This is a genomic window from Isoptericola jiangsuensis (assembly GCF_048320105.1).
GTDB lineage: Bacteria > Actinomycetota > Actinomycetes > Actinomycetales > Cellulomonadaceae > Isoptericola > Isoptericola jiangsuensis_A.
This window is the reverse complement of sequence record NZ_CP182942.1, coordinates 2,026,559-2,049,920: the sequence shown is the minus strand read 5'-3', so window position 1 is coordinate 2,049,920 and position 23,362 is coordinate 2,026,559. Positions and strand designations below refer to the sequence as shown.

The window sequence follows — 23,362 nt, the reverse complement described above, 5'->3', positions numbered from 1 at the left end:
GGAGGGTCAGGCGTGCAGCGCCTGCGTGACGTCCTCGATGAGGTCGAGCGGGTCCTCGAGCCCGATCGACAGGCGCACCGTGGTCTCGTTGATGCCGACGGCGGCGCGCCCCTCGGCGCCGAGACGCCGGTGCGTCGTCGTCGCCGGGTGCGTGACGAGCGACTTGGAGTCGCCGAGGTTGTTGGAGATGTCGACGATGCGCAGGGCGTCCAGGAACGCGAAGGTGCGCTTCTTGGCGGCCTGCGCCGTCGTGCCCTCGTCGACGGCGAGGTCGAACGTCACCACGGTGCCGCCACCCGACTGCTGGGCCTTGGCGAGCTCGTGCTGCGGGTGCGAGGCCAGGAACGGGTAGCGCACGCCGGTGACCTCGTCGATCCCGTCGAGGGCCTGCGCGACCTGCAGCGCGGCGGCGTTCTGGGCGCGCACGCGCAGGTCGAGCGTCTCGAGGCCCTTGAGGAGCACCCAGGCGTTGAACGGGCTGAGAGACGGCCCGGTGTGGCGCAGGAACGTCTCGACCGGGCCGCCGACGAACTCCTGCGAGCCGAGGATCGCGCCACCGAGCACACGGCCCTGACCGTCGATGTGCTTGGTCGCGGAGTACACGACGACGTCGGCGCCGAACTCGAGCGGCTTCTGCAGGATCGGCGTGGCGAACACGTTGTCGACGACGACGACGGCGCCCGCGGCGTGCGCGAGGTCGCAGACCCGCTGCATGTCGACGAGGTCCTGCATGGGGTTCGACGGCGTCTCGAAGAACACGACGTCGGCGGGCGTGGCGAGCGCCTCGGCCCACTGGGAGTCGACGTGGCCGTCCACCAGGTCGACCTGCACGCCCCACTTGGCGAGGATCTCGGAGTAGATGACGTTGGTGGAGCCGAACAGCGCGCGGGCGGAGACGACGCGCGACCCGGCCGAGACCAGCGCCGCGAGCGTGGTGAACACCGCGGACATGCCGGTGGCGGTGGCGTAGCAGGCCTCCGCGCCCTCGACGAGGCGCAGCCGCTCCTCGAAGGTGCGCACCGTGGGGTTGCCGTAGCGGGAGTACACGAACCGCGAGTGCTCGCCCGCGAAGGCGGCCTCGGCGTCGGCGGCGGAGTCGTACACGTAGCCCTGCGTGAGGAACAGGCCCTCGGAGGTCTCGTTGAAGTCCGAGCGGCGGTGCCCGCCCCGCACGGCGAGCGTGGCGGGGCGCACCGTGTCGGGCAGGGGGCGGCGTCCGGCGCCGCCCAGCAGCTCGGGGTTGGCGCCGGGCCCGGTGGGGATCTCGAGGCGGCTCATCGGTCGTACTCCCCGCAGGGGAGGCCGGCGACCTTCCAGCCCTCACGGTTGCGGACGCCGTCGAACCCGGGGGAGCCCTCGAAGCCCTGCAGCACGTTGTAGGACGGTCCGACCCCGGCCGACGTGGCCAGGCGCGCCGCCCCGATGGAGCGCTGGCCGGACCGGCACAGGAACACCACGGGGCGGCCGGCGGTGACCCCCGCGGCCTCGAGCTCGGTGAGGAAGCCCGGGTTGGGTCGGCCGTCGCCGGTCACCCACTGGGTGAACACGACCTGCTTGTCGAGGCCGGCGACGTCGGGGACGCCGATCTGGCGCCACTCGCCCTCGGTGCGCACGTCCACCAGGACGGCGTCCGGGTCGGCGGCGAGCAGGTCCCACGCCTGCTGCGGGGTGATGTCGCCGGCGTAGCCCTGGGCGGGCCGGGGTTCAACGGTCGCGGTCATCGCGTACTCCTCCATCGGTCGTGGCGGTAGCACCCGCGCCCGGTCCCGCGACGTCGTCGTCGTGCGGCGCGCCCGACGGCGACGACCCGGTCCCGCAGGGTTGCTGCGGCGTCGACGTGCCACGTCACTCGGCCGCTCGGGATGGTCAGGGCGATCGTACGACACCATGTCCGGTGGGTGGACAGGTGTCTCAGATCGGCCCGACCGATCCGTCGGGGGCGGTGTCCGACGTCGTCATGGTCCGCGGCGACCCGTGCCCCCGCGGCGTCCGGATCGTGAGACATCGCGGCCACTGGTTGACACCCCCGGCGTCGCTGGTGACCATGGATGTCAGGTCATGAGCGCCAGCGCGAAGCCCCGGCTCGCTGGCCGGCAACCCTCCCCTCGCGGCGGGGTGCCCCGGGTGACGACCAGGCGCGACCCCGGCCGGTGTCGCGCAAGCGCGGGGAGGCCACCTCCCCGGGACACCAGGAGGACGCCATGACCACGCTCACCGAGACCCGCGCCTGTCAGGTCGACAGCGTCGCCGACCTCGCCCCCGTGCTGCCGGTCGTCGGTCACGACACGCCCGCCCCGCTCGTCGACGGCCGCACCGTGCCGTACGCGAACCTCGACGTCGCCGCCTCGGCCCCCGCCCTGCGATCGGTCGCCGACCGGATCACCGCCACGCTGCCGCTGTACGCCTCGGTGCACCGCGGCGCCGGCTACCTCTCGCAGGTCTCCACGGCGCTCTACGAGCAGTCGCGGCGCACCATCGGCGAGTTCGTCGGCGCGCGGTCCGACGACGTCACGATCGTCGTGCGCAACACCACCGACGCGCTCAACCTGCTCGCGGGCTGCGTCCCGGCGTCCGACGACGGCGCCCCGGGTCGCGTGCTCGTCCTCGACATCGAGCACCATGCGAACTTCCTGCCGTGGCAGCGCGAGGCCGACGCCACCGTCGTCACCGGCCGCGACACCGCGGCCGCCACCGTCCAGGCCCTGCGCGCCGAGCTGGCCGCCGGCGCGGCGGCCGGCCGCGGCTACGCGCTCCTCACCGTCACCGGCGCGTCCAACGTGACCGGCGAGTGCCTCGACGTCGCAGCGCTCGTCGCCGCCGCGCACGACCACGGCGCACGCCTCCTGCTCGACGGCGCCCAGCTGGTGCCGCACCGGCGCTTCTCCCTGGAGGACACGGGCGTCGACTACGTCGCGTTCTCCGGGCACAAGACGTACGCGCCGTTCGGCGGCGGGGCCCTCGTGGGCCGCCGGGACTGGCTCGACGCCGGCACCCCCTACCTGGCCGGTGGTGGCGCGGTGCGCCGCGTGCGCACCGACGCCACCCAGTGGCACGAGGCCCCCGCGCGCCACGAGGCCGGCTCGCCCAACGTGCTCGGCGCGGTGTCCCTGGCCGCCGCGTGCCAGGCCCTCGCCGCCGTCGACGCCCAGGAGCTGCGCGAGCACGAGGACGCCCTGCGTCGCCGTCTCGTCGCCGGCCTGGAGGCGATCGACGGCGTCGACGTGCTGCACCTGTGGCCCGATGCCGCCGACACCGTGGGGGTCGTGACCTTCACCGTCGCCGGCTGCGACGCCGGGCTGGTCGCCGCCTACCTGTCGGCCGAGCACGGCGTCGGCGTGCGCGACGGCCGGTTCTGCGCCCACCCGCTGCTCGCCCGGCTCGGGTTCGACGGCGGCGCCGTGCGCGCGTCCGTCGGCATCGGCACCGCCGGCGAGGAGGTCGAGCGGCTGCTCGCCGCCGTCGCAGAGCTCGCCGCCGACGGCCCCCGGGCGCGCTACGACGTCGTGGACGGGCTGTGGATCGTCGTCGACGACCCGCGCCCGGTCCCCGCGGGGTCCGGCCTGGAAGGGCTGCTCGCCACCGCCGCGCTCGGCGCGGAGGACGCGGTCGGCTGCCTGCCCGACTGACCTCCGCGGCGCCGGCTCACCAGACCGGCGGGCGGTGCTCCGGCCAGCGCAGCACGTCCTCGAGCTGACCGGCGACGGCCAGCAGCGTCTCCTCCCCGCCCGGCCGCCCGATGATCTGCACCCCCATCGGCAGGCCGTCCGCCGTGCGGTGCGTCGGCACCGTGATCGCGGGCAGCCCCGCCACGTTGAGCCACGACGTGAACGGCGTGTACCGGCACTGCTGGGCGAAGTTGCGGTCCGGGTCGTCCGCGTCGAACCAGCCGAGGGGCCGTGGCGTCATCGCCAGGGCGGGCGTCACGACCACGTCCAGGTCGCCGAACCCGGCGATCAGCCACCGCTCGAACGCGACGAGCGTGCGCAGCGCCTCCACCAGCTCGCGCGCGGGGACCTGGCGTCCGCGCCGGATCAGCCACGCGGTCAGCGGCTCCAGGCGGTCCAGGGTCGCGTCGTCGTCCACGGGAACGGCCGACGCGCCCGCCATCCACAGCGTGCGGAAGGCGTCGCCGTACCCCGGCGCCGGGTCCCACGAGTGCGGCTCGACCTCGTGACCCAGCCCGGTCAGCGCCCTGACCCCCGCGTCGAGGGCGGCGTGCGCCTCGGGCGAGACCTCGACGTCGTAGTAGCCGTCCCACGCCGACCACGTCGTGACGCCCACGCGGAACCGCGCACCCGCCCCCGCCCCCGGTCCGCCGGCCCCGGCGACCTCCCCGCGCTGCGCCGCCGCCAGGTAGGCGCCGGCGGGCGCGACGGGTGCCCGCAGCGTGTACCGGTGCGCGGCCGTGCCGTCGGGACGACGTCGGAGCATCCCCTCCAGCAGCAGCGCCGTGTCCGCGGTGGTGCGGGCGAGCGGGCCGTTGACCACCAGCCCGCCCGGCGCCTCCTGGCCGGACCCGGTCGGCAGCAGGCCGCGCGACGGCTTGAGCCCCACCACCCCGCAGGCCGCCGCCGGGATGCGGACCGAACCGCCGCCGTCGGACCCGGGAGCGAACGGCAGCAACCCGGCCGCCACCGCCACCGCCGCCCCACCGCTGGAGCCGCCCGCCCCGCGCGAGGTGTCCCACGGGTTGCGCGCGACCGGCCCGACCAGGGGCTCGGTGTACGCGGGGAACCCGAGCTCGGGCGCCGTCGTGCGCCCCAGGCTCACCAGGCCCGCGTCGTCGAGGTCCGCCACGACGTCGTCGCTGACCTCCGGGACGAACCCGACCATCGCCCGGGACCCGAAGCTCGTGGGCACCCCGGCGCGGCTCCACAGGTCCTTGTCTCCGCTCGGCAGCCCCCACAGGACGCCCGGCGGCGTGGCCGCGCCCAGCCGGTCCGCGCGCTCCCGGGCGGCGTCGGGCGTGACCAGGCAGAACGCGCCCAGGTCGGCGTTGCGCGCCTCGACGCGCCCCAGGAAGTGGTCGGTGACCTCGGCCGGGGTCAGCTCGCCCGCGCGCAGGCGGTCGCGGAGCTCGACGGCGGTCTGCTCGTGCAGGGCGTCCATCCCTCGACCCTACGCGGCCCCGTCCGGCTCCTGTCACCCTCCCCGGGGTGGGCGCCGGGGGAGGCTAGAGCGGCACGACCTCGCCGCTGAAGTGCCGCCGCCCGCGGCGGGCGTTCCACCCCACGTAGCCGAACCCGTCGGGGTGGGTCGACAGCTCCGGCATGACGGCGACGTCCACGGTGCCGGGCAGCAGCACCGGCTGGGAGAAGTCCACCGTCCAGCGGTACGTCTCGCCACGGGCCTGCCCGACGTCGGCCAGGGCCCTCGCCGCGGTGTACATCCCGTGCGCGATGGCGCGAGGGAAGCCGAACGCCTTGGCCGACAGCGACGACAGGTGGATGGGGTTGCGGTCACCGGACACCGCCGCGTAGGCGCGACCCGTCCCCGGGCCGAGCGCCCAGCGCCCCGTCGGCAGCGGCGCGACCCATCCCGGCGCCACGGGCGAACCCGCCGACTCGGCATGCTGCCCCGGGCCCGCCGCCTCGGCGCCGGAGGTGCTGCCGGGAGCATCGGGTGCCGTGAACCCCTTGGCCAGGTACGTCGACACGCCCCGCCACAGCGGACGCCCCGACCCGTCGGTCCCGTCGCGCCAGATCTCCGCGACGAGGTCGACCTGCACGCCCCGGCGGTGCGGGGTGAGGTTCTCCGCCCACGCGCGCACCTCCAGCACGTCGCCCAGCGCCACCGGGCCGTTCAGGTCCACCCGGTTGGCCAGGTGGACCATCCCGAGCAGCGGCAGCGGGAAGTCGGAGCGCACCATGACGGCCGTGGCCAGCGGGAACGCCAGCACGTGCAGGTACCCGGCAGGCAGGATGTCCACGACGGGCTCGTGCAGCAGCCGCTGGTAGTCGTGCAGGTGACCCCGCAGACCCGCCGTCGGCACACCCGTCACGCGCAACGCCACCGCGGGCAGACCGAGCACGTGCTCACCGTGCTCCGCGTCGGACGACCCCCGGGCCGTGCCGATCACCGGCAGGGAGGGCAGCACCCGCCCCGCCGCGATCCGACCCGACGCCGCCGCGCCGCGCGCGTACAGCCCGCCGAGCCCGGGCAGCGTGGGCTGCGACTCGACCTGCAGCACCTGCCCGGTGCTGGTGCGCCACGGAGCAGCGGTCACTGGCCCACCAGGTGCTGGCCGCAGACCCGCAGGACCTGCCCGTTGACGCCCGCCGCCTCCGGGGAGGCGAGGAACGCGATCGCCTCGGCGACGTCCACGGGCTGCCCACCCTGGGCGAGCGACGGCAGACGCCGCGCCACCTCACGGGTGGTGAACGGGATGCGCGCGGTCATGTCGGTCTCGATGAAGCCCGGCGCGACGGCGTTCGCCGTGCCGCCGGTCGCCGCGAGCAGCCGCCCCGTCGCACGGGTGTGCCCGATCACGCCCGCCTTGGAGAACCCGTAGTTCGTCTGCCCCTTGTTCCCCGCGATGCCGGAGGTGGAGGCGAGCGACACGATGCGCAGCCCCTCGATCCCGGCGCCGAGCAGGGTCTCGTTGATGCGGAGCTGGGCCGCGAGGTTCACCGCGACGACCGGCTCCCACTGGGCGGGCTTCATGTTGGCGAGCAGCTTGTCCCGCGTGATCCCGGCGTTGTGCACGACGACGTCGAGGCGCCCGTGGCGCTCGCGGGCGTGGTCGAGGATGCGCTGCCCGGCGTCGTCGGCGGTGACGTCGAGCTGCAGGGTGGTGCCGCCGATGGCGTTGGCGGTCGCCGCGAGGGCCTCCCCGGCGGCGGGCACGTCCACGCACACCACGGTGGCGCCGTCACGGGCCAGGGTGCGGGCGATGGCGGTGCCGATGCCGCGGGCGGCGCCGGTCACGACGGCGACCTGCCCCTCCAGCCGGCCGTCCCGGCCGATCGCCCCGGCGACGGCTGCGGTGTCGGCCGGGCCGACACGCAGCAGCTGACCGTCCACGTAGGCGCTCCTGGCGGAGACGAAGAACCGCAGCGTGGCCAGCACCGACGGGTGGCCCACCTCGACGTCGTCGACGAGTACGACGCCGTTGGCGGTGGCACCGCCGCGCAGCTCCTTGCCGAGCGAGCGCACGACGGCGTCGACGCCCTGCCGGGTGGCGGCCAGCGCGGGGGCGTCGGACTCGCCGGGCGCCCGCGACACGGTGACGACGCGTCCGGACCCGGCGAGGCGGCGCAGCGCCGATCCGGCGGCGAGCAGCGGTTCGGCGACCGCGGTGGGCTCGGCGGCCTCGGTGAGGACGACGACGACGGCACCCCAGCGGACGTCGTCGCCGGCGTCGCGGCGCACGTCGACGTCCCAGCCGAGGAGCACCTGGGAGAGGGCGTCGGCGTCGGACTTGGAGGCGCTGTCGGCCACGACGAGGACGGGCCCGGCGGTCAGCGGGTCGCCCGCGCGGTAGCGGCGCAGGATCGCGGGGCGGGGCAGGCCGAGCTTCTTGGCGAGGGTCTTGGTGAACCCGGAGTTGACGGCCTGGGCGTAGCGGTCGGTCATGGTGGCTCCTTCCGGGCTCAGACGGACTCGAGGACGGCGGTGGCGCCGAGGCCGCCGGCCGCGCAGACGGACACGAGCGCCCGGGCGGGCCGACCCGTCTCGGCGGCGCGCTGCGCGAGCAGCTTGGCGGTGGTGGCGACGATCCGGCCGCCGGTGGCGGCGAACGGGTGGCCGGCGGCGAGCGAGGAGCCGGTGACGTTGAGGCGGTCGCGGTCGACGGTGCCGAGCGCGCCGGGCAGGCCCAGCTCGTTCTTGCAGTAGTCGTCGTCGGCCCAGGCCGCGAGGATCGTGAGCACCGTGGAGGCGAACGCCTCGTGGATCTCGACGAGGTCGAAGTCGGCCAGCGTGAGCCCGTTGCGGGCGAGCAGGCGCGGGACGGCGTGCGCGGGTGCCATGAGCAGACCCTCGTGGCCGTGCACGTAGTCGACGGCGGCGGTCTCGGCGTCGACGATGCGGGCCAGGACGGGCAGGTCGTGGGACTCGGCCCACTCGCGCGAGCCGAGCAGCACGGTGGAGGCGCCGTCGGTCAGGGGGGTGGAGTTCCCGGCCGTCATGGTGGCGGGGGTCTCCAGGGAGCGCCCGAACACTGGCTTGAGGCCGGCGAGCTTCTCGAGGGAGGTGTCGGCGCGCAGGTTGTCGTCGCGCGTCAGGCCGCGGAACGGGGTGACGAGGTCGTCGAAGAACCCGGAGTCCCACGCGGCGGCGAGGTTGTGGTGGCTGGCCAGGGCGATCTCGTCCTGCGCCTCGCGGGTGATGCCCCAGCGGGCGGTGGTGATCGCCTGGTGCTCGCCCATGGACAGCCCGGTGCGGGGCTCGTCGGTGGCGGGCACGAGGGGCTTGAGGTCGGCGGGGCGGAGCCTGGCCAGCACCTTGAGGCGGGCCTGGAGGGTCTTGGCGTGCTGCGCCTCCAGCAGGACGCGGCGCAGCCCTTCGCTGACGGCGACGGGTGCGTCGGAGACGGTGTCGCTGCCGCCGGCGACGCCGGAGTCGATCTGCCCGAGGCGGATCTTGTTGGCCACGGTGATGGTGGCCTCGAGCCCGGTGGCGCAGGCCTGCTGCAGGTCGAACGCCGGCGTGGCGGGGTGCAGGGAGGAGCCGAGGACGGACTCGCGGATCAGGTTGAAGTCGCGCGAGTGCTTGAGCACGGCGCCGCCGACGACCTCGCCGAGGCGTTCGCCCTGGAGGCCGTAGCGTGCGACGAGCCCTTCGAGGGCGGCGGTGAACAGGTCCTGGTTGGAGGCGTCGCCGTACTTCTTGCCGGCGCGGGCGAACGGGACGCGGTTGCCGCCGACGACGACGGCGTCGCGGACGCCGGCCGGGCCTGCGGCGGGGCGGGCGGTCTGGCGAGTAGCCACAGCGTGCTTCCTTACACTGGTCGAAACAGGTGAGACTCACAGTACCTGATACTGTGAGTCTCGTGAGTCGAGTCACAGAGGACGGCCGATGACGGTCACGACGAACGGGCGGTCAGCCCAGCCCAAGCCCGACGGACGATCGACCCGTTGGGACGATCATCGCGCCCAACGGCGGGCCTCGCTCGTACGGGAGGCCCGGCGCGCCATCCACGACCTCGGTCCGGGCGCCTCGATGGACGACATCGCCGCCGTGGCGAGCACCTCCAAGTCGATCTTCTACCGGTACTTCGAGGACAAGGCCGGCCTGCGTCTCGCCGTCGCCGAGAGCGTCGTGCGCGGGATGCACCGCCGGCTCGCCGAGGCCTCCCACGAGGCGCCGTCGCCGCACGCCGCGCTGCGGGCGATGGTCCGCACCTACCTCCAGACGATCGAGTCCTCGCCGAACGTCTACTGGTTCGTCACCCGCACCGCCATCGGCGGCAACGAGCCCGACGACGACAGCGCCCGCTCGCAGGCGCTCGGCGCCTACCTCGACTCCGTGATCACCCTCGTCGCGGAGCCCTTCGCCGAGGCGGCGGGCGTCCCGCAGGCGACGGCGGCCGCCTGGGCGGCCGGCGCCGTCGGGTTCGTCCGCGGCACGGGGGAGTGGTGGCTCGGCCACACCCGCGCCGACGGCCTCACCCGTGACGAGCTCATCGACCAGGTCACGACCTGGCTGTGGAACGGCCCCGTCGGCGTGCTCCACCAGGAGCCCGCCGGGAACCGTCCCTCCGTCGCACCCCTCACCACCCCGCAGGAGTCCTGATGACCACGATGTCCGACCGCAGCTCGACCCCCCACGACGACCACGTCGGCGCCGACGACGTCGCGACGGCCCGCGTGGACGTCGACGGCATGGCCGAGCTGCTGCTCGGCCGCTGGCCCGACGTCCGCCGCCGCGCCCGCGCCCGCGCGGGGGAGTCCTTCTACGCCAAGGACGAGCACCTGACTCCCGCGGAGCACCGCGAGCGCACCCTCGAGCAGATGCGCGCGATGGTCGACTCCGACGACAAGATCTCGTGGCTCGCCTTCCCCGAGCGGCTCGGCGGGTTCGACCAGCCGGGCGCGAACCTCGCCTGCTTCACCGAGCTGGTCGCGGCCGACCCGTCGCTGCAGATCAAGTCCGGCGTCCAGTGGGGCCTGTTCGGTGCGGCGATCCTGCACCTGGGCACCCCGGAGCAGCAGGACCGGCTGCTGCCCGGCGCGATGGACCTGTCCGTCCCGGGCGCCTTCGCCATGACGGAGACGGGCCACGGGTCCGACGTCGACGCCGTCGGCACCACCGCGACGTACGACCCGCAGTCCGAGGAGTTCGTCATCCACACCCCGTTCCGCGGTGCGTGGAAGGACTACCTGGGCAACGCGGCCGTGCACGCCACGGCGGCGACGGTGTTCGCCCAGCTCATCACGAACGGCGTCAACCACGGGGTGCACTGCTTCTACGTGCCGATCCGCGAGCAGGGTGCGGACGGTCGCGCCGGGGCGTTCCTGCCCGGCGTCGGCGGGGACGACGACGGTCTCAAGGGCGGGCTGCGCGGCATCGACAACGGCCGCCTCCACTTCGACCACGTGCGCGTCCCGCGCACGGACCTGCTGGCCCGCTACGGCTCGGTCGCGGCGGACGGCACCTACTCCTCGCCGATCGAGAGCCCGGGTCGCCGGTTCTTCACGATGCTGGGCTCGCTGGTGCAGGGGCGGGTGTCCCTGGACGGCTCGGCCGTCACGGCCGCCAAGCTCGGTCTGGCCATCGCGGTGAAGTACGGCGCCGAGCGTCGTCAGTTCGCCGGCGTGGGCGGTGACGAGGTCGTGCTGCTCGACTACGCGACCCACCGTCGCCGGCTCTTCCCGCGCATCGCCGAGGCGTACGCCGGGCACTTCGCGAACGAGCGCCTGCTCGACCTGTTCGACGACGTCTTCTCCGGGCAGAACGACACCCCGGAGCGCCGCGAGGACCTGGAGACGACGGCGGCCGCGTTGAAGTCCACGTCGACCCGGTTCGCCCTGGACACCCTGCAGGAGTGCCGCGAGGCGTGCGGCGGCGCGGGGTTCCTCACGGAGAACCGCATCACGTCGCTGCGCGCCGACCTGGACGTGTACGCGACGTTCGAGGGCGACAACACCGTGCTGGCGCAGCTGGTGGCCAAGCGTCTCGTGGCGGACTACGGCCGCGAGGTCAAGGGTGCGACGCGGACCCCGGCGGGCATGGCGCGCTTCGTGGTGGAGCGGGCGACGGACGCCGCCCTGCACCGCACGGGTCTGCGCCGGGTGACCCAGGCGATCGCCGACGTCGGCGACCCCCGGCGTGCCGCGGGCCACCTGCGCGACGCCGAGACCCAGCGCGAGCTCCTGGCCGACCGCGTGGCCACGATGGTCGAGGAGGTCGCCGTCGCGATGCGCCCGGCGCTCAAGGCCGAGCCGGCCGAGGGTGCGCGCATCCTCGACGAGAACCAGGTCGCGCTGGTCGAGGCCGCCCGGGCGCACGCCGACCTGCTGCGCTGGGAGGCGTTCACCGACGCGCTGTCCACCATCGAGGACACCGGCACCCGCCTGGTCATGACGTGGGTGCGTGACGTCTTCGGGCTGACCGTCATCGAGCGCAACATGGCGTGGTACCTGCTGCACGGTCGGCTGTCGGACCAGCGTGCCCGCACCGTCACCGGGTACGTCGACCGGCTGCTGCGCCGGCTGCGCCCGCACGCCGTCGACCTGGTGGACGCGTGGGGCTACGGCCCGGAGCACCTGCGGGCGAAGATCGCCTCGGGCGCGGAGGCCGAGCGCCAGGCGGAGGCGCGGTCCTACTACAAGGCGCTGCGGGCTTCCGGGGACGCACCGGTGAGCGAGAAGTCGCTGCGCAAGCAGCAGGCGTCGCGGCGCTGAGCCCGCGGGGTCGGGTGGGCCCGGTCGTGCCGGTCGTCGTCAGGCGGCGACCGGCGCGGCGGCCACCTCGGGCGAGGTGACGGTGACGGGGCGCGGGGCCGTCTCGGCCACCGGTTCCGGGGCGGCGGGCTCGACGGCCTCGACCGTCTCGCGCAGGGGCAGGCCGAGCGTCACCGTTGCCGGGCGGGCGGCCGCCCGGGGCGGCGGGGTGGCCATGACGACCTTCAGGGTGCCCACGGCACCGATCACCACGGCCAGGACCATCACGACCGTCCATCCCAGCGCGGCCGACGTGCCCAGCAGCACACCGTCGCCGAGTGCGATCATCCCTCCGGTCACCCACACACGTCTCATCTGTCTCGCTCCCCCCACGGACTGGTTCCCCGTGTGCATCTAGCACACGTCAGATCCGCCGCCGCCGCATCCGCAGGGAGCGTCGCGAGGGTCACAAAGCGATACCGACTCCGTGAAGCCTCAGAGAATCCTCAACTCCGGTGGGACGGGCCGGAGTGGCGGCCCACCGCCTCCTGCGCCTGGTGCTCGAGGCTGTGCCCGAGCAGGAGGGGCGACGGCGCAGGCGTGCGGAACCTGGCGTGCACCTCGCCGGCGAGGCGCAGGGCCAGCTCGAAGCGCACGGGCACCGCGGCGTCGGCGTGGAGGCGGCCCCCGAGCGCCGGGTGCGGCATGAAGGTGAGCACCTCGTCCGCCTCGGGGACGACGCCGCGCTCGGCCGCCGCGAGGACGACGTCCTCGAGCAGCAGCTCCTGACGGCCGTCGGGGGAGTCGAGCTCCGCCGCGAGCTCGACCGCCGTCGGCCAGCGCCGCTCGAAGGTGCCCTCCACGGTGTCGAGGAACCACCAGCCCTCGAGCGACTCGACGAGCACGTCGCCGAACACGGTCGCCAGGCGGGGTGTCATGCCGCGCAGGTCCAGCCACGGCCACGCAGCCAGGCCGTACTCGAAGGCGCTGGGTGCGAAGGGCCGAAGATGTTCCACCAGCGGATCAAAGCACGGTCGGCATCTAGGTGGAACCCTCGGTATCAGATGAACAAGGTGTGACCTGGTTCACGGTCGTCTGTCACGTTTTCGGAGGGTTGTTCAGGCGGTCTCGTCCGGGAACCTCCGGGCGTCGCCCCGCGTTCGACGACGGAGAACCTGTTCACGACCGAGGAGCACGATGAGCTCGCACGAACCCGCCGGACGGCTCGACGCGCGTGCCGTCGTCCTCGCCGGTGCCACGACCTTCGCGTGGTACGCGGTGCCCGACGTCCTCGCACGGCGCTGGGCCCGCGCCCTCGCCAAGACGGGGGTGGCCGTCACCGGGGCGGCGCTCGCCGTGGGCGTCACCCGCGGTGGCGCACAGGTCCGCGCCGACGTCCGGGCGATCCGTGACGAGGCCGGGAGGGACGCCGACGCGAGGACCGTGCCCGGGGTGCCCGTCGCGGTCCCCGACCTCGACGCGGCGCAGGACCACACCGGCTCCGGCGACCACGTAGACCTCGGCGCCCACACCGACTCCGGCGACTGCCCGGCCTGCAGCGACAACCCGGCGCCCCTCGACGCGCCGACGGACACCGTCGCGCTCGTCGCGCCGCGGCCGGGTGTCGCGGTGGCCGTCGGTCTCGGTGCCGCCGCCCTCGCCGCCGTGGCGTGCGTCGCGGCCGAACGGTGGGTCCACCGCCGCGCGGAGGCGCTGCGCGCCCGTGGCGTGCGCCGTCCCCACGTGCTCGTCGGGGCGATCCTGGGTGTCGTCGGCGCCGGGATGGCCGCGATCGACGTCCCGCCCGGACCGGCGGACCACGACGCCGTCAGCTCGTCCGCCGCACCGCGACGAGGAGCCGGGTCACCTGGAACCCGGTGACCGGCCGAGACCGAGGGCGCGTCACCCGCCCGGCCCGGCAGGAGCGAGCAGGAGCAGCACCGCAGCCGTGCGGGCCGCGGGCACCCTCAGGTCAGCCGCCGACGGCGTCGCGGTCCCGAGCAGGCGACCCCGTCGCCTGGAGGGGGTGCGCCGAGTCGTCGCCCCGCAGCCGCTTGACCACCAGCTCGGCGCTGATCAGGCACATGGGCAGCCCGACGCCCGGGATCGTCGTCCCGCCGGCGTGCAGCAGGCCCTGGACGCGGCTCGACAGGTTCCCGGCGCGGAACATGGCGCTCTGGCGCAGCGTGTGCGCCGGGCCGAGCATCCCGCCCGACAGGGAGGACAGGTCGGCCGCGAAGTCTCCCGGGCCGACGGTGCGCCGCACGACGACGCGGTCGGCGAGGTCCGCCACCCCGGCCGAGGACGCCACCTGGTCGATCGCGGCGTCGGCGACCTGCTCGACGACCGGGTCGCCGGCGCCGTCGATGCCGCCGCGCCCGATCGTGGGATCCGCGGGCACCGGCACCAGCACGAACAGGTTCTCGTCGCCGTCGGGCGCCACCGTGGGGTCGGTCCGGGACGGGGCGCAGACGTACGCCGACGCCGGGTCGGGGACGCGGCCGGAGCGGATCGCCCCGAAGTTCTCGCCCCAGTCGCGGGTGAAGAACAGCGAGTGGTGCGCCAGCTCGGGCACCCGGCCCTGCACGCCCAGCATGGCCAGCACCCCGCCGGGGCCCGGGTCGCGCCGGTCCCACCAGCGCGCCGAGCGCCCCCGCAGGTCGTCGTCGAGCAGGTCCTGCTCGAGGTGGTGCAGATCGACCGCCGACACCACGACGTCGGCGTCCGCGTGCTGCGGTGCGCCGTCGTCGTCGACCCAGCGCACTCCGGTGACCCGTGCCCGTGGGTGGCGCGGACCGGGAACGGGGGATCCGTTCCGCGCCACCCCCGGACGGGCCCCGACGGCGGAGGTGGTGATCGCCGTCGCCCGTGCGCCCGTGCGCAGGGTCGCCCCCGCGTCGGCAGCGAGCCGGGCGACCACGTCCACCAGGTGCGCGAACCCTCCCAGTGGGTAGCGCACCCCGCCGTCGAGATCGAGGGAGCTCATGAGGTGGTAGAGGGCGGGGGTCCGCTCCGGCGACGAGCCGAGGAACACCGCCGGGTAGCCGAGGACCTGCCGCAGGCGCACGTCGTCGAACCGGCGCGCGACGTGCGACTCCAGCGAACGGGTCAGCAGGGGCGCGAGCTGCGGCAGCCGGGCGACGACGCCGCGGTCGACGAGCGGACGCCAGGAGGAGAACGACGTGTACAGGAAGCGTTCCAGGGCCAGGTCGTACGCCTCGTGCGACGCGTCGAGGTAGGCCTCCAGGCGCGCGCCCGCACCCTGCTCGACCGTCTCGAACGCCGCGACGTTGGCCGCGCGGTCCTGGTCCACGTCGAACGGGGCCGCGTGCCCCTCGAAGAACACCCGGTAGGCCGGATCCGGGGCGACCAGGTCGAGCACGGCCGCCGTCGAGGTGCCCATGAGCGCGAAGAAGTGGTCGAACACCTCCGGCATCAGGTACCACGACGGGCCCGTGTCGAACCGGAAGCCGTCCTGCTCCCACGACCCGGCCCGCCCGCCGAGGCGGCCGTGACGCTCCAGGAGCTCCACCTCGTGACCGTCGCGGGCGAGCAGCCCGGCGGTGGCGAGCCCCGCGATCCCCCCGCCGACGACGACGACCTTCATGAACGCCGTCGCAGGCGCTCGCGGGCGACGGCACGCAGGGCGAGCCGGACCTTGACCGGGTCGGGGACGCGCACCCGCCGGGACCGCAGCTCGGCCGCGGGGGTCGCGCGCAGCCGCCGGTTGAGCTCGGCGAACAGGTCGTGGGCGATGCGCACGGCGAGCCGGCTGGACCTCGGGAGCCGGGTGATGGCGACGGCGGCGGCGGCGAGGTCGGCGTCGATGTCGTCGCAGAGGGCGTCGCGGGTGGCGTCGTCGAGCTCGCCCTGCCCGCCGTCGCCCTGCCCGCCGTCGCCCGGCGCGCCGGAGAGCCCGCCGGTGCCCGGGAAGTAGGCGCGTCCGCGCCCGTCCAGGTCGTCGGCGAGGTCGCGCAGGAAGTTGACCTTCTGGAAGGCGGCGCCCAGGCGGGACGCGCCGGGCGCGAGGCGGTCGTAGGCGGCGTCGTCGCCGTCGACGAAGATCCGCAGGCACATCAGGCCCACGACCTCGGCCGAGCCGTGCACGTAGGTCGCGAAGCTCTCGGCGTCGTGCTCGGTGACGCTGAGGTCGGTGCGCATCGAGTCGAAGAACGGGTCGACGAGCTCGGGCCCGATCCCGAACCGCCGGGCGGTGCGGGCGAAGGCGTGGACGACGAGGTTGCTGCTGTACCCGCGCACGAGGGCGTCGGCGACCTCCTGGTCGAGCTCGGCGAGCAGCGACTTGCGCTGCGGCTCGTCGAGGTCGGCGTCGATGTCGTCGACGATCTCGTCGGCGATGCGCGCCATGGCGTAGACGGCGCGGACGTGGTCGCGCACGTCGGGGCCGAGGAGCCGGCACGCCCAGCCGAAGGACGTGGAGTACGCGTCGATGACGACGGAGGCGCTGCGGGTGGCGACCTGGTCGTACAGGGCGTCGTGCGAGGTGGTCCGCGACGCCGCCGCCGAGGTGTGGTCCTGGCCCTCCAGCCTGGTCATGCCGCGCTCCGTCCGTCGTCCGTGGGCCGCCGCGGCCGACCGCGGAGGTCGACCGAAGTGTCTCGCCTAGAAAGATACTAGGCGAGCAAGCGGATAGCATGTCGGGCGTGAGTGAGGACGCACCGTCGGCGTACTGGTACGCCGACACCGACGCGGAGCCCCGCCGCCTCCTGGAGGCGCTGCGGACGTTCCGGCGCGCCGACGAGGAGATGCGCCTGCGCGCCAGCCGCGACATGGACATGAACCTCACCGACCTGCGGGCGCTGCGCCACGTCATCGCGCGCGGCCAGCACGACGACGCCGTCACCCCCCGCGCCCTCGCCGCCCGTCTCGGCATCTCCAGCGCCTCCACCACCAAGCTGCTCGACCGGCTCTGCGCGTCGGGGCACCTCGAACGCCGGCCCCACCCCGTCGACCGGCGCTCCGTCGTCGTCGTCGCGACCGACGCCGCGCACCACGAGGTGCGCGACCGGCTCACCCGCATGCACGCCCGCATGCTCGCCATCGCCGAGGCCGTCCCCCGGCCAGCCGGGACGCCGTCGAGGAGTTCCTGCTCTCCATGGCCGCCGAGCTCGGCCGCGAGCACGACGAGGCGGCCCGCAGCGTCGCCGAGGACGCTGCGCGCACGTGAGCCCCGCCGTCGTCGGACGCCGGTAGACTGACCCCGCGCCGTAGGGCGCTCCCGGCCCGGACCGACGCCGGATGCCGCCATCGCCATGACGTCACTGCCATGTCGTCACCGCCATGAGCGGTCGTCACCGCGGTGATCACCCGGCCCGGGCACCCCGTGCGACCCGAGGGATGTAGATGACCGCCGCTGCCGACAGCGCCGAAGCCGTGTCCGCCCCGCGCCCGACGCTCGACACCGTCGAGAACGCCGCCGCGACCCCCGACGAGGCCCAGCCGTACGCCGAGCTGGGACTCAAGCCGGACGAGTACCAGCGCATCCGCGACATCCTCGGGCGCCGCCCGACCGCCGCGGAGCTCGCCATGTACTCCGTCATGTGGTCCGAGCACTGCTCGTACAAGTCCTCCAAGGTGCACCTCAAGAAGTTCGGCGAACGCGTCACCCCGGAGATGACCGAGCACCTGCTCGTCGGCATCGGCGAGAACGCCGGCGTGGTGGACATCGGCGACGGCTGGGCCGTGACCTTCAAGGTCGAGTCCCACAACCACCCGTCGTTCGTGGAGCCGTACCAGGGCGCCGCGACCGGCGTCGGCGGCATCGTGCGCGACATCATCTCGATGGGTGCGCGCCCCGTCGCCGTCATGGACCAGCTCCGCTTCGGCGACGTGAACCACCCCGACACCGCCCGCGTGGTGCACGGCGTCGTCTCCGGCGTCGGCGGCTACGGCAACTCCCTCGGCCTGCCGAACATCGGCGGCGAGCTCGTCTTCGACGGCTCCTACCAGGGCAACCCGCTGGTCAACGCGCTGTGCCTCGGCGTGCTGCGCCACGAGGACATCCACCTCGCCAACGCCTCCGGCGCCGGCAACAAGGTCATCCTGTTCGGCGCGCGCACCGGCGGCGACGGCATCGGCGGCGCCTCCATCCTCGCCTCGGAGACCTTCGAGGACGGCGTGCCCGCCAAGCGACCCTCGGTGCAGGTGGGCGACCCCTTCATGGAGAAGGTCCTCATCGAGTGCTGCCTCGAGCTGTACGCGGCCCAGGTGGTCGAGGGCATCCAGGACCTCGGCGCGGCCGGCATCTCCTGCGCCACCTCCGAGCTCGCCTCCAACGGCGACGGCGGCATGCACGTGTGGCTCGACGACGTCCTGCTGCGCGACCCGTCCCTCAACGCCGGCGAGATCCTCATGTCGGAGTCGCAGGAGCGCATGATGGCGGTCGTCACGCCGGAGAAGCTCGACGAGTTCCTCGCGATCACCGGCAGGTGGGACGTCGAGACCGCCGTGGTCGGCGAGGTCAACGGCTCCGGCCGCCTCACCATCGACCACCACGGCCAGCGCATCGTCGACGTCGACCCGCGGACGGTCGCCCACGAGGGGCCCGTGTACGAGCGCCCCTACGCCCGCCCCGCCTGGCAGGACGAGCTCCAGCAGGCGTCCGTCACAGGGCTCGGTCTGGAGCGGCCCGCCACGGGTGCCGAGCTCCGCGAGACGGTGCTGACGCTGCTCGCCTCCCCGAACCTCGCCTCGCCCGCCTGGGTCACCGACCAGTACGACCGGTTCGTGCAGGGCAACACGGCGCTCGCGCAGCCCGACGACGGCGGCGTCGTCCGCGTCGACGAGTCGACCGGACTGGGCGTGGCGCTGGCCACGGACGCCAACGGCCGCTACGGCAAGCTCGACCCGCGCGTCGGCGCGCAGCTCGCCCTCGCCGAGGCCTACCGCAACGTGGCCACCACGGGTGCGACGCCGCTGGCCGTCACCGACTGCCTGAACTTCGGCTCGCCGGAGCACCCCGACTCCATGTGGCAGCTCGTCGAGGCGATCGAGGGTCTCGCGGACGCCTGCCAGGAGCTCGGGGTCCCCGTGACCGGCGGCAACGTGTCGCTGTACAACGGCACCGGCGAACCCGGCCAGATCGACTCCGCGATCCACCCGACCCCGGTCGTGGGTGTGCTCGGCGTCATCGAGGACGTCCGCACGGCGCTCGCCTCCGGCTGGCGCGCCGAGGGGCTGTCCGTGGTGCTGCTCGGTGCCACGGCCGACGAGCTCGACGGCTCCGCGTGGGCCGACGTCGTGCACTCCCACCTGGGCGGTCTGCCGCCGCGCGTGGACCTGGCGGCCGAGAAGGCGCTCGCGTCCGTGCTCGTGGAGGCGCGGCGCTCCGGTCTCGCGCTGGCCGCGCACGACCTCTCCGAGGGCGGTCTGGCCCAGGCGCTCGTGGAGTCGTCGCTGCGTCACGGCGTCGGGGTGTCGGTGTCGCTGGACGCCTTGACCGCGCGCGACGGCGTCACGCCGTTCGCCGCGCTGTTCAGCGAGTCCACGGCGCGCGTGCTCGTGACAGTCGCTCCCGAGCGGGAGGCCGAGCTGGTCGCGGCCGCCGAGGCGGCGGGAGTGCCGGCCCTGTCGCTGGGCACCACCGGCGGCGACGCGGTCGAGGTGGCCTTCGGCACCGACGCGTTCACGCTCGAGCTGGACGCGGCGCGCGAGGCCCACGAGGGCACCCTGCCCCGCCTCTTCGGCTGACCCGCGCCCCTCCGGCGCCGAACATGCCCTGGTGGCCCGTCCCGACGCCGGGACGGGCCACCAGGGCATGTTCGATCGTTCAGAGGGCATGGTCGGCAGCGGTGCTGCATCGCGTCGCCGCGGGGCTGGGGCACCGAGGTCGTCGGTGGTGATCAGCCGGCCCGTCTGCACCGGTCAGGGCCGAGCCTGACCTGACCCGACCTCGCGGGGAGTCCACCCGTGAGGACGCCGCCGGCCCGACGCCTCGCCTGCTCGTCGACGATCCCGTGGCGGCGCAGCAACGGCGCGGCACCCCCTGACGGGGTACCGCGCCGTTCGTGCGTGCCGGTCGCTGCCGGAGGTGTCAGACCTCGGTGTTCTCCGAGGTGATCATCCACGCCTGCTTCTCCAGGTCGGCGACGATCTCGTGCAGGAGGTCCGCGGTCGTGGCGTCCTCGGCGTCGACGTCGTCGTGCACGGTGCGGGCGATCTCGACCGTCTGGGCGATGCGCTCGGCGATCGCGTCGACGGTGTCCCCGACGGAGATGAGGCCCGCCGGGTAGGGGGAGAGCTCCGTGGTGGTGGCGACGGTCTCGGTGCGGCCGTCCGGGACGGCCTGCAGGGCGCGCAGCCGCTCGGCGACGGTGTCGCTGTGCTCGCGGGCGACGTCCACGAGCTCGTCGAGCTGCAGGTGCAGGTCGCGGAACCCGCGGCCGGTGACGTTCCAGTGCGCCTGCTTGCCCTGGACGTGCAGGTCCACGAGGGCGACCAGGACGCGCTGCAGGTGGCCGGTCAGCTGGGCCGACGCCTGGGTGCGCTGCGTGCTGCGGTGGATGCTGGGGGTGCTCATCGTGCTCCTCGCTCTCTCGGGGGTCTCCCGATCGACATTTTCTGGAACGGGTCCAGTTTAGAGCGGTGCGAGAGATCGTGCCAGCAAGGGCAGGCGTGGCTACGTGTGGCAAGGCTGGCCTGGCGTGCCTTCTTGCTGCGGTGGCCGGCAGTGATCCAGGTCACTATCGTGGGGGCAGGGGTGCTCGCGATGTGGTGGCTGTCGGCGTACCTGCTCGGCGTGGGGATCGTCCTCGCCGGCGCGGCGCTGGTCGTGCTGCTGCGAGCGGTCGTGCACATGGTCGCGGTACGACGACGCCGCCTGGCAGCGCCCGACCCCTTGGTGACGCTCGCGATCCAGACCCGGCTCGGGGTGCTCGCCACGGAGCTGCGGACGGTCGTCGACGATCCCGACGTCTTCGCCCGCGCCCACCACTGGCGTGCTGCGCAGGACGCCTACGACGCCATGCTGCGTGAAGCCTGCCGGGCGGCTGGCCTGGCCGTCCTCGACCAGCCGCTGCGCCCCGACGAGCACGTCGACGAGGACGAACGGCTGCGCGAGGAGCTGGAGCTCAGCGCCCGCGGCTGGTCCTGGTGACGACGGACGGTGGGAGGGGGCCGCGCGTGGCGGTCCCCTCCCACCGTCCGGTGAGTCGCTCTGCTCGGGTCAGAGGCTGTCGATCGCGGCGTTGAGGGTCTTCGACGGGCGCATGACGGCGGCCGCGAGGTCACCGTCGGGACGGTAGTAGCCGCCGACGTCGGCCGGGTTTCCCTGCACGGCGAGCAGCTCGTCGACGATCGTCGCCTCGGACTCGACCAGCGACGCGGCCAGCGGCCCGAACACCTCGGCCAGCGCGGCGTCGTCCGACTGCTGCGCGAGCTCCTGGGCCCAGTAGAGCGCCAGGTAGAAGTGCGACCCTCGGTTGTCGATGCCGCCGACGCGGCGCGTCGGGGACCGGTCCTCGTTGAGGAACGTCTCCGTGGCGCGATCGAGGGTGTCGGCCAGCACCTGCGCACGGGCGTTGCTCTCGACGCGGGCGAGGTGCTCGAACGACGCCGCCAGGGCGAAGAACTCACCGAGCGAGTCCCAGCGCAGGTAGTTCTCCGCGAGGAGCTGCTGGACGTGCTTCGGGGCCGAGCCGCCGGCACCCGTCTCGAACAGGCCGCCGCCGTTCATCAACGGCACGATCGAGAGCATCTTCGCCGACGTGCCGACCTCGAGGATCGGGAACAGGTCGGTGTTGTAGTCGCGCAGCACGTTGCCGGTCACCGAGATGGTGTCCAGGCCCTCGCGGATGCGGTCCAGGGAGTACTGCGTCGCCTCGGCCGGGGCCATGACGAGGATCTCGAGGCCCTCGGTGTCGTGCTCCGGCAGGTACTGCTCGAGCTTCGCCAGGAGCTGGGCGTCGTGGGCGCGGTTCGCGTCCAGCCAGAACACGGCCGGCGTGCCGGACTCGCGCGCCCGGCGCACGGCCAGGGCGACCCAGTCGCGGATCGGGGCGTCCTTGGTCTGGCAGGCGCGCCAGATGTCACCGGCGGCCACGTCGTGGGAGATGAGGACCTCGCCCGCGGCGTTCACGATCTCGACGGTGCCGTCGGCCGGGATCTCGAACGTCTTGTCGTGCGAGCCGTACTCCTCGGCCTTCTTGGCCATGAGGCCGACGTTCGGGACCGAGCCCATCGTGGCCGGGTCGAGCGCGCCCTTGGTGCGGCAGTCGTCGATGACGGCCTGGTAGACGCCCGCGTAGGACGAGTCGGGGATGACGGCGAGCGTGTCGTGCTCGGCGCCGTCGGGCCCCCACATGTGCCCGCCGATGCGGATCATGGCCGGCATGGACGCGTCGATGATGACGTCGGACGGCACGTGCAGGTTGGTGATGCCCTTGTCGGAGTCGACCATCGCGAGCGCCGGGCCGGCGGCCAGGCCCTGCTCGATCGCCGTCTTGATCTCCGCGCCGTCCTCGAGCGCGTCCAGGCCGGCGAGGATGCCGCCGAGGCCGTCGCGCGAGGAGAGGCCGGCCGCCTTGAGGCGGGCGCCGTAGCGCTCGAACACCTCGGGCAGGAACGCCTCGACGATGTGGCCGAAGATGATCGGGTCGGAGACCTTCATCATCGTGGCCTTGAGGTGCGCGGAGAACAGCACGCCCTCGGACTTCGCGCGCTCGATCTGCGCGGCGATGAAGGAGTGCAGGGCGGCGACGGACAGGAAGGTCGCGTCGACCACCTCGCCGGCCTCGACCTGCAGGCCGTCCTTGAGGACCTGGGTGCCCTCGGCGGTGCGCAGCCGGATCGTCAGGGTGTCCGCGGTGGGGATGGTCACGGACTTCTCGTTGGAGAAGAAGTCGTTCTCGCCCATCGTCGCCACGGAGGTCTTCGAGTCCGCGGACCAGGTGCCCATGCGGTGCGGGTGCGCCTTGGCGTAGTTCTTCACGGCGCCGGGGGCGCGGCGGTCGGAGTTGCCCTCGCGCAGCACCGGGTTCACGGCGGAGCCCTTGACGCGGTCGTAGCGGGCGCGGGCCTCGCGCTGGGCGTCCGTCGTCGGCTCCTCCGGGTAGTCCGGGATGGCGTAGCCCTGCGACTGGAGCTCGGCGACCGCGGCCTTCAGCTGGGGCACCGACGCCGAGATGTTCGGCAGCTTGATGATGTTGGCCTCGGGGGTGGTGGCCATCTGGCCGAGCTCGCCGAGGGCGTCGTCGACGCGCTGGTCGTCGGTGAGGGACTCGGGGAACTGCGCGAGGATGCGGCCCGCCAGGGAGATGTCCCGGGTGTCGACGGCGACGTCGGCCTGCGCCGCGTACGCCTGCACGATCGGCAGGAACGAGTAGGTCGCGAGCAGCGGTGCCTCGTCGGTGTAGGTGTAGATGATCTTGCCGGCAGTCGGCTGCGACTCGGTGGTCATGCGGGAGCACTCCTGGGGACGACTGTAGGGACGACGAGATTGCTTGACATCAAGATACTTTGCGTCGAGCGGCCGTGTCGAAACGTCGCGGCACGGATGCGGCGCTCCCCGCGCGCCCGAT

19 protein-coding genes and 1 riboswitch are annotated in these 23,362 nt (G+C 74.0%); of the genes, 7 read left to right on the top strand and 12 right to left on the bottom strand.

The window, feature by feature from the left end:
• Nucleotides 1–6 precede the first annotated feature (6 nt).
• Nucleotides 7–1,278 carry an O-succinylhomoserine sulfhydrylase gene (locus tag ACNHYB_RS09600; RefSeq protein ID WP_418275117.1) on the bottom strand — a complete coding sequence of 424 codons (1,272 nt, stop codon included), beginning with the start codon at nt 1,276–1,278 and terminating at the stop codon, nt 7–9.
• Nucleotides 1,275–1,721 (bottom strand): rhodanese-like domain-containing protein, encoded by a 447-nt coding sequence (locus tag ACNHYB_RS09595; protein ID WP_418275116.1) that lies wholly within the window; start codon nt 1,719–1,721, stop codon nt 1,275–1,277. Before ACNHYB_RS09595 ends, ACNHYB_RS09600 begins: the two co-directional genes overlap by 4 nt.
• 333 nt (nt 1,722–2,054) lie before the next feature.
• Nucleotides 2,055–2,170, top strand: a riboswitch (SAM riboswitch).
• 31 nt (nt 2,171–2,201) lie between these two features.
• On the opposite strand from ACNHYB_RS09595, the gene ACNHYB_RS09590 reads away from it, so the two are divergent.
• A complete protein-coding gene (locus tag ACNHYB_RS09590; RefSeq protein ID WP_418275115.1) occupies nt 2,202–3,626 on the top strand; it encodes an aminotransferase class V-fold PLP-dependent enzyme in 1,425 nt (474 codons plus the stop codon).
• 16 nt (nt 3,627–3,642) lie between these two features.
• On the opposite strand, the gene ACNHYB_RS09585 is transcribed toward ACNHYB_RS09590, so the two are convergent.
• The 4 genes from ACNHYB_RS09585 to ACNHYB_RS09570 form a co-directional block, all read right to left on the bottom strand.
• Nucleotides 3,643–5,109, bottom strand: a complete 1,467-nt coding sequence (locus tag ACNHYB_RS09585; protein ID WP_418275114.1) for an amidase — start codon at nt 5,107–5,109, stop codon at nt 3,643–3,645.
• Between the two features lie 64 nt (nt 5,110–5,173).
• Nucleotides 5,174–6,226 (bottom strand): MaoC/PaaZ C-terminal domain-containing protein, encoded by a 1,053-nt coding sequence (locus ACNHYB_RS09580; RefSeq protein WP_418275113.1) that lies wholly within the window; start codon nt 6,224–6,226, stop codon nt 5,174–5,176.
• Nucleotides 6,223–7,575 (bottom strand): 3-oxoacyl-ACP reductase, encoded by a 1,353-nt coding sequence (locus ACNHYB_RS09575; protein WP_418275112.1) that lies wholly within the window; start codon nt 7,573–7,575, stop codon nt 6,223–6,225. Before ACNHYB_RS09575 ends, ACNHYB_RS09580 begins: the two co-directional genes overlap by 4 nt.
• 17 nt (nt 7,576–7,592) lie before the next feature.
• Complete coding sequence (locus tag ACNHYB_RS09570) at nt 7,593–8,930, bottom strand: acetyl-CoA C-acetyltransferase (RefSeq protein WP_418275111.1); 1,338 nt, start codon at nt 8,928–8,930, stop codon at nt 7,593–7,595.
• A gap of 88 nt (nt 8,931–9,018) precedes the next feature.
• Between ACNHYB_RS09570 and ACNHYB_RS09565 the strand changes: the two genes are divergently transcribed.
• Nucleotides 9,019–9,735 (top strand): TetR/AcrR family transcriptional regulator, encoded by a 717-nt coding sequence (locus ACNHYB_RS09565; RefSeq protein ID WP_418275110.1) that lies wholly within the window; start codon nt 9,019–9,021, stop codon nt 9,733–9,735.
• Nucleotides 9,735–11,846: an acyl-CoA dehydrogenase gene (locus ACNHYB_RS09560; RefSeq protein WP_418275109.1), complete on the top strand. Its 2,112-nt coding sequence runs from the start codon at nt 9,735–9,737 to the stop codon at nt 11,844–11,846. Before ACNHYB_RS09565 ends, ACNHYB_RS09560 begins: the two co-directional genes overlap by 1 nt.
• A 39-nt stretch (nt 11,847–11,885) precedes the next feature.
• Here ACNHYB_RS09560 and ACNHYB_RS09555 read toward each other — a convergent pair whose 3' ends face one another.
• Nucleotides 11,886–12,185, bottom strand: a complete 300-nt coding sequence (locus ACNHYB_RS09555) for a hypothetical protein (RefSeq protein WP_418275108.1) — start codon at nt 12,183–12,185, stop codon at nt 11,886–11,888.
• Between the two features lie 146 nt (nt 12,186–12,331).
• The gene (locus ACNHYB_RS09550) at nt 12,332–12,841 is read right to left on the bottom strand and encodes a hypothetical protein (protein WP_418275107.1); all 510 of its coding nucleotides are present in this window, start codon (nt 12,839–12,841) and stop codon (nt 12,332–12,334) included.
• A gap of 181 nt (nt 12,842–13,022) precedes the next feature.
• Here ACNHYB_RS09550 and ACNHYB_RS09545 point away from each other — a divergent pair, with 181 nt between their 5' ends.
• On the top strand, nt 13,023–13,706 hold the full coding sequence (locus ACNHYB_RS09545; protein WP_418275106.1) for a hypothetical protein: 684 nt from the start codon (nt 13,023–13,025) through the stop codon (nt 13,704–13,706).
• A gap of 91 nt (nt 13,707–13,797) precedes the next feature.
• On the opposite strand, the gene crtI is transcribed toward ACNHYB_RS09545, so the two are convergent.
• Nucleotides 13,798–15,432 carry a phytoene desaturase family protein gene (crtI, locus tag ACNHYB_RS09540; RefSeq protein WP_418275105.1) on the bottom strand — a complete coding sequence of 545 codons (1,635 nt, stop codon included), beginning with the start codon at nt 15,430–15,432 and terminating at the stop codon, nt 13,798–13,800.
• A complete protein-coding gene (locus ACNHYB_RS09535; RefSeq protein WP_418275104.1) occupies nt 15,429–16,382 on the bottom strand; it encodes a phytoene/squalene synthase family protein in 954 nt (317 codons plus the stop codon). The genes crtI and ACNHYB_RS09535 overlap by 4 nt, the downstream gene beginning before the upstream one ends.
• A 107-nt stretch (nt 16,383–16,489) precedes the next feature.
• Here ACNHYB_RS09535 and ACNHYB_RS09530 point away from each other — a divergent pair, with 107 nt between their 5' ends.
• Nucleotides 16,490–17,044 (top strand): MarR family winged helix-turn-helix transcriptional regulator, encoded by a 555-nt coding sequence (locus ACNHYB_RS09530; protein WP_418275103.1) that lies wholly within the window; start codon nt 16,490–16,492, stop codon nt 17,042–17,044.
• A 145-nt stretch (nt 17,045–17,189) separates the two neighbouring features.
• The gene (purL, locus tag ACNHYB_RS09525) at nt 17,190–19,535 is read left to right on the top strand and encodes a phosphoribosylformylglycinamidine synthase subunit PurL (protein WP_418275102.1); all 2,346 of its coding nucleotides are present in this window, start codon (nt 17,190–17,192) and stop codon (nt 19,533–19,535) included.
• Between the two features lie 343 nt (nt 19,536–19,878).
• Here purL and ACNHYB_RS09520 read toward each other — a convergent pair whose 3' ends face one another.
• Nucleotides 19,879–20,364, bottom strand: coding sequence for a Dps family protein (locus tag ACNHYB_RS09520; RefSeq protein ID WP_418275101.1), 486 nt, complete (start codon nt 20,362–20,364; stop codon nt 19,879–19,881).
• A gap of 150 nt (nt 20,365–20,514) precedes the next feature.
• Between ACNHYB_RS09520 and ACNHYB_RS09515 the strand changes: the two genes are divergently transcribed.
• Nucleotides 20,515–20,940, top strand: coding sequence for a hypothetical protein (locus tag ACNHYB_RS09515; RefSeq protein ID WP_418275100.1), 426 nt, complete (start codon nt 20,515–20,517; stop codon nt 20,938–20,940).
• A 69-nt stretch (nt 20,941–21,009) separates the two neighbouring features.
• On the opposite strand, the gene ACNHYB_RS09510 is transcribed toward ACNHYB_RS09515, so the two are convergent.
• Nucleotides 21,010–23,241, bottom strand: coding sequence for an NADP-dependent isocitrate dehydrogenase (locus ACNHYB_RS09510; RefSeq protein WP_418275099.1), 2,232 nt, complete (start codon nt 23,239–23,241; stop codon nt 21,010–21,012).
• Nucleotides 23,242–23,362: the final 121 nt, after the last annotated feature.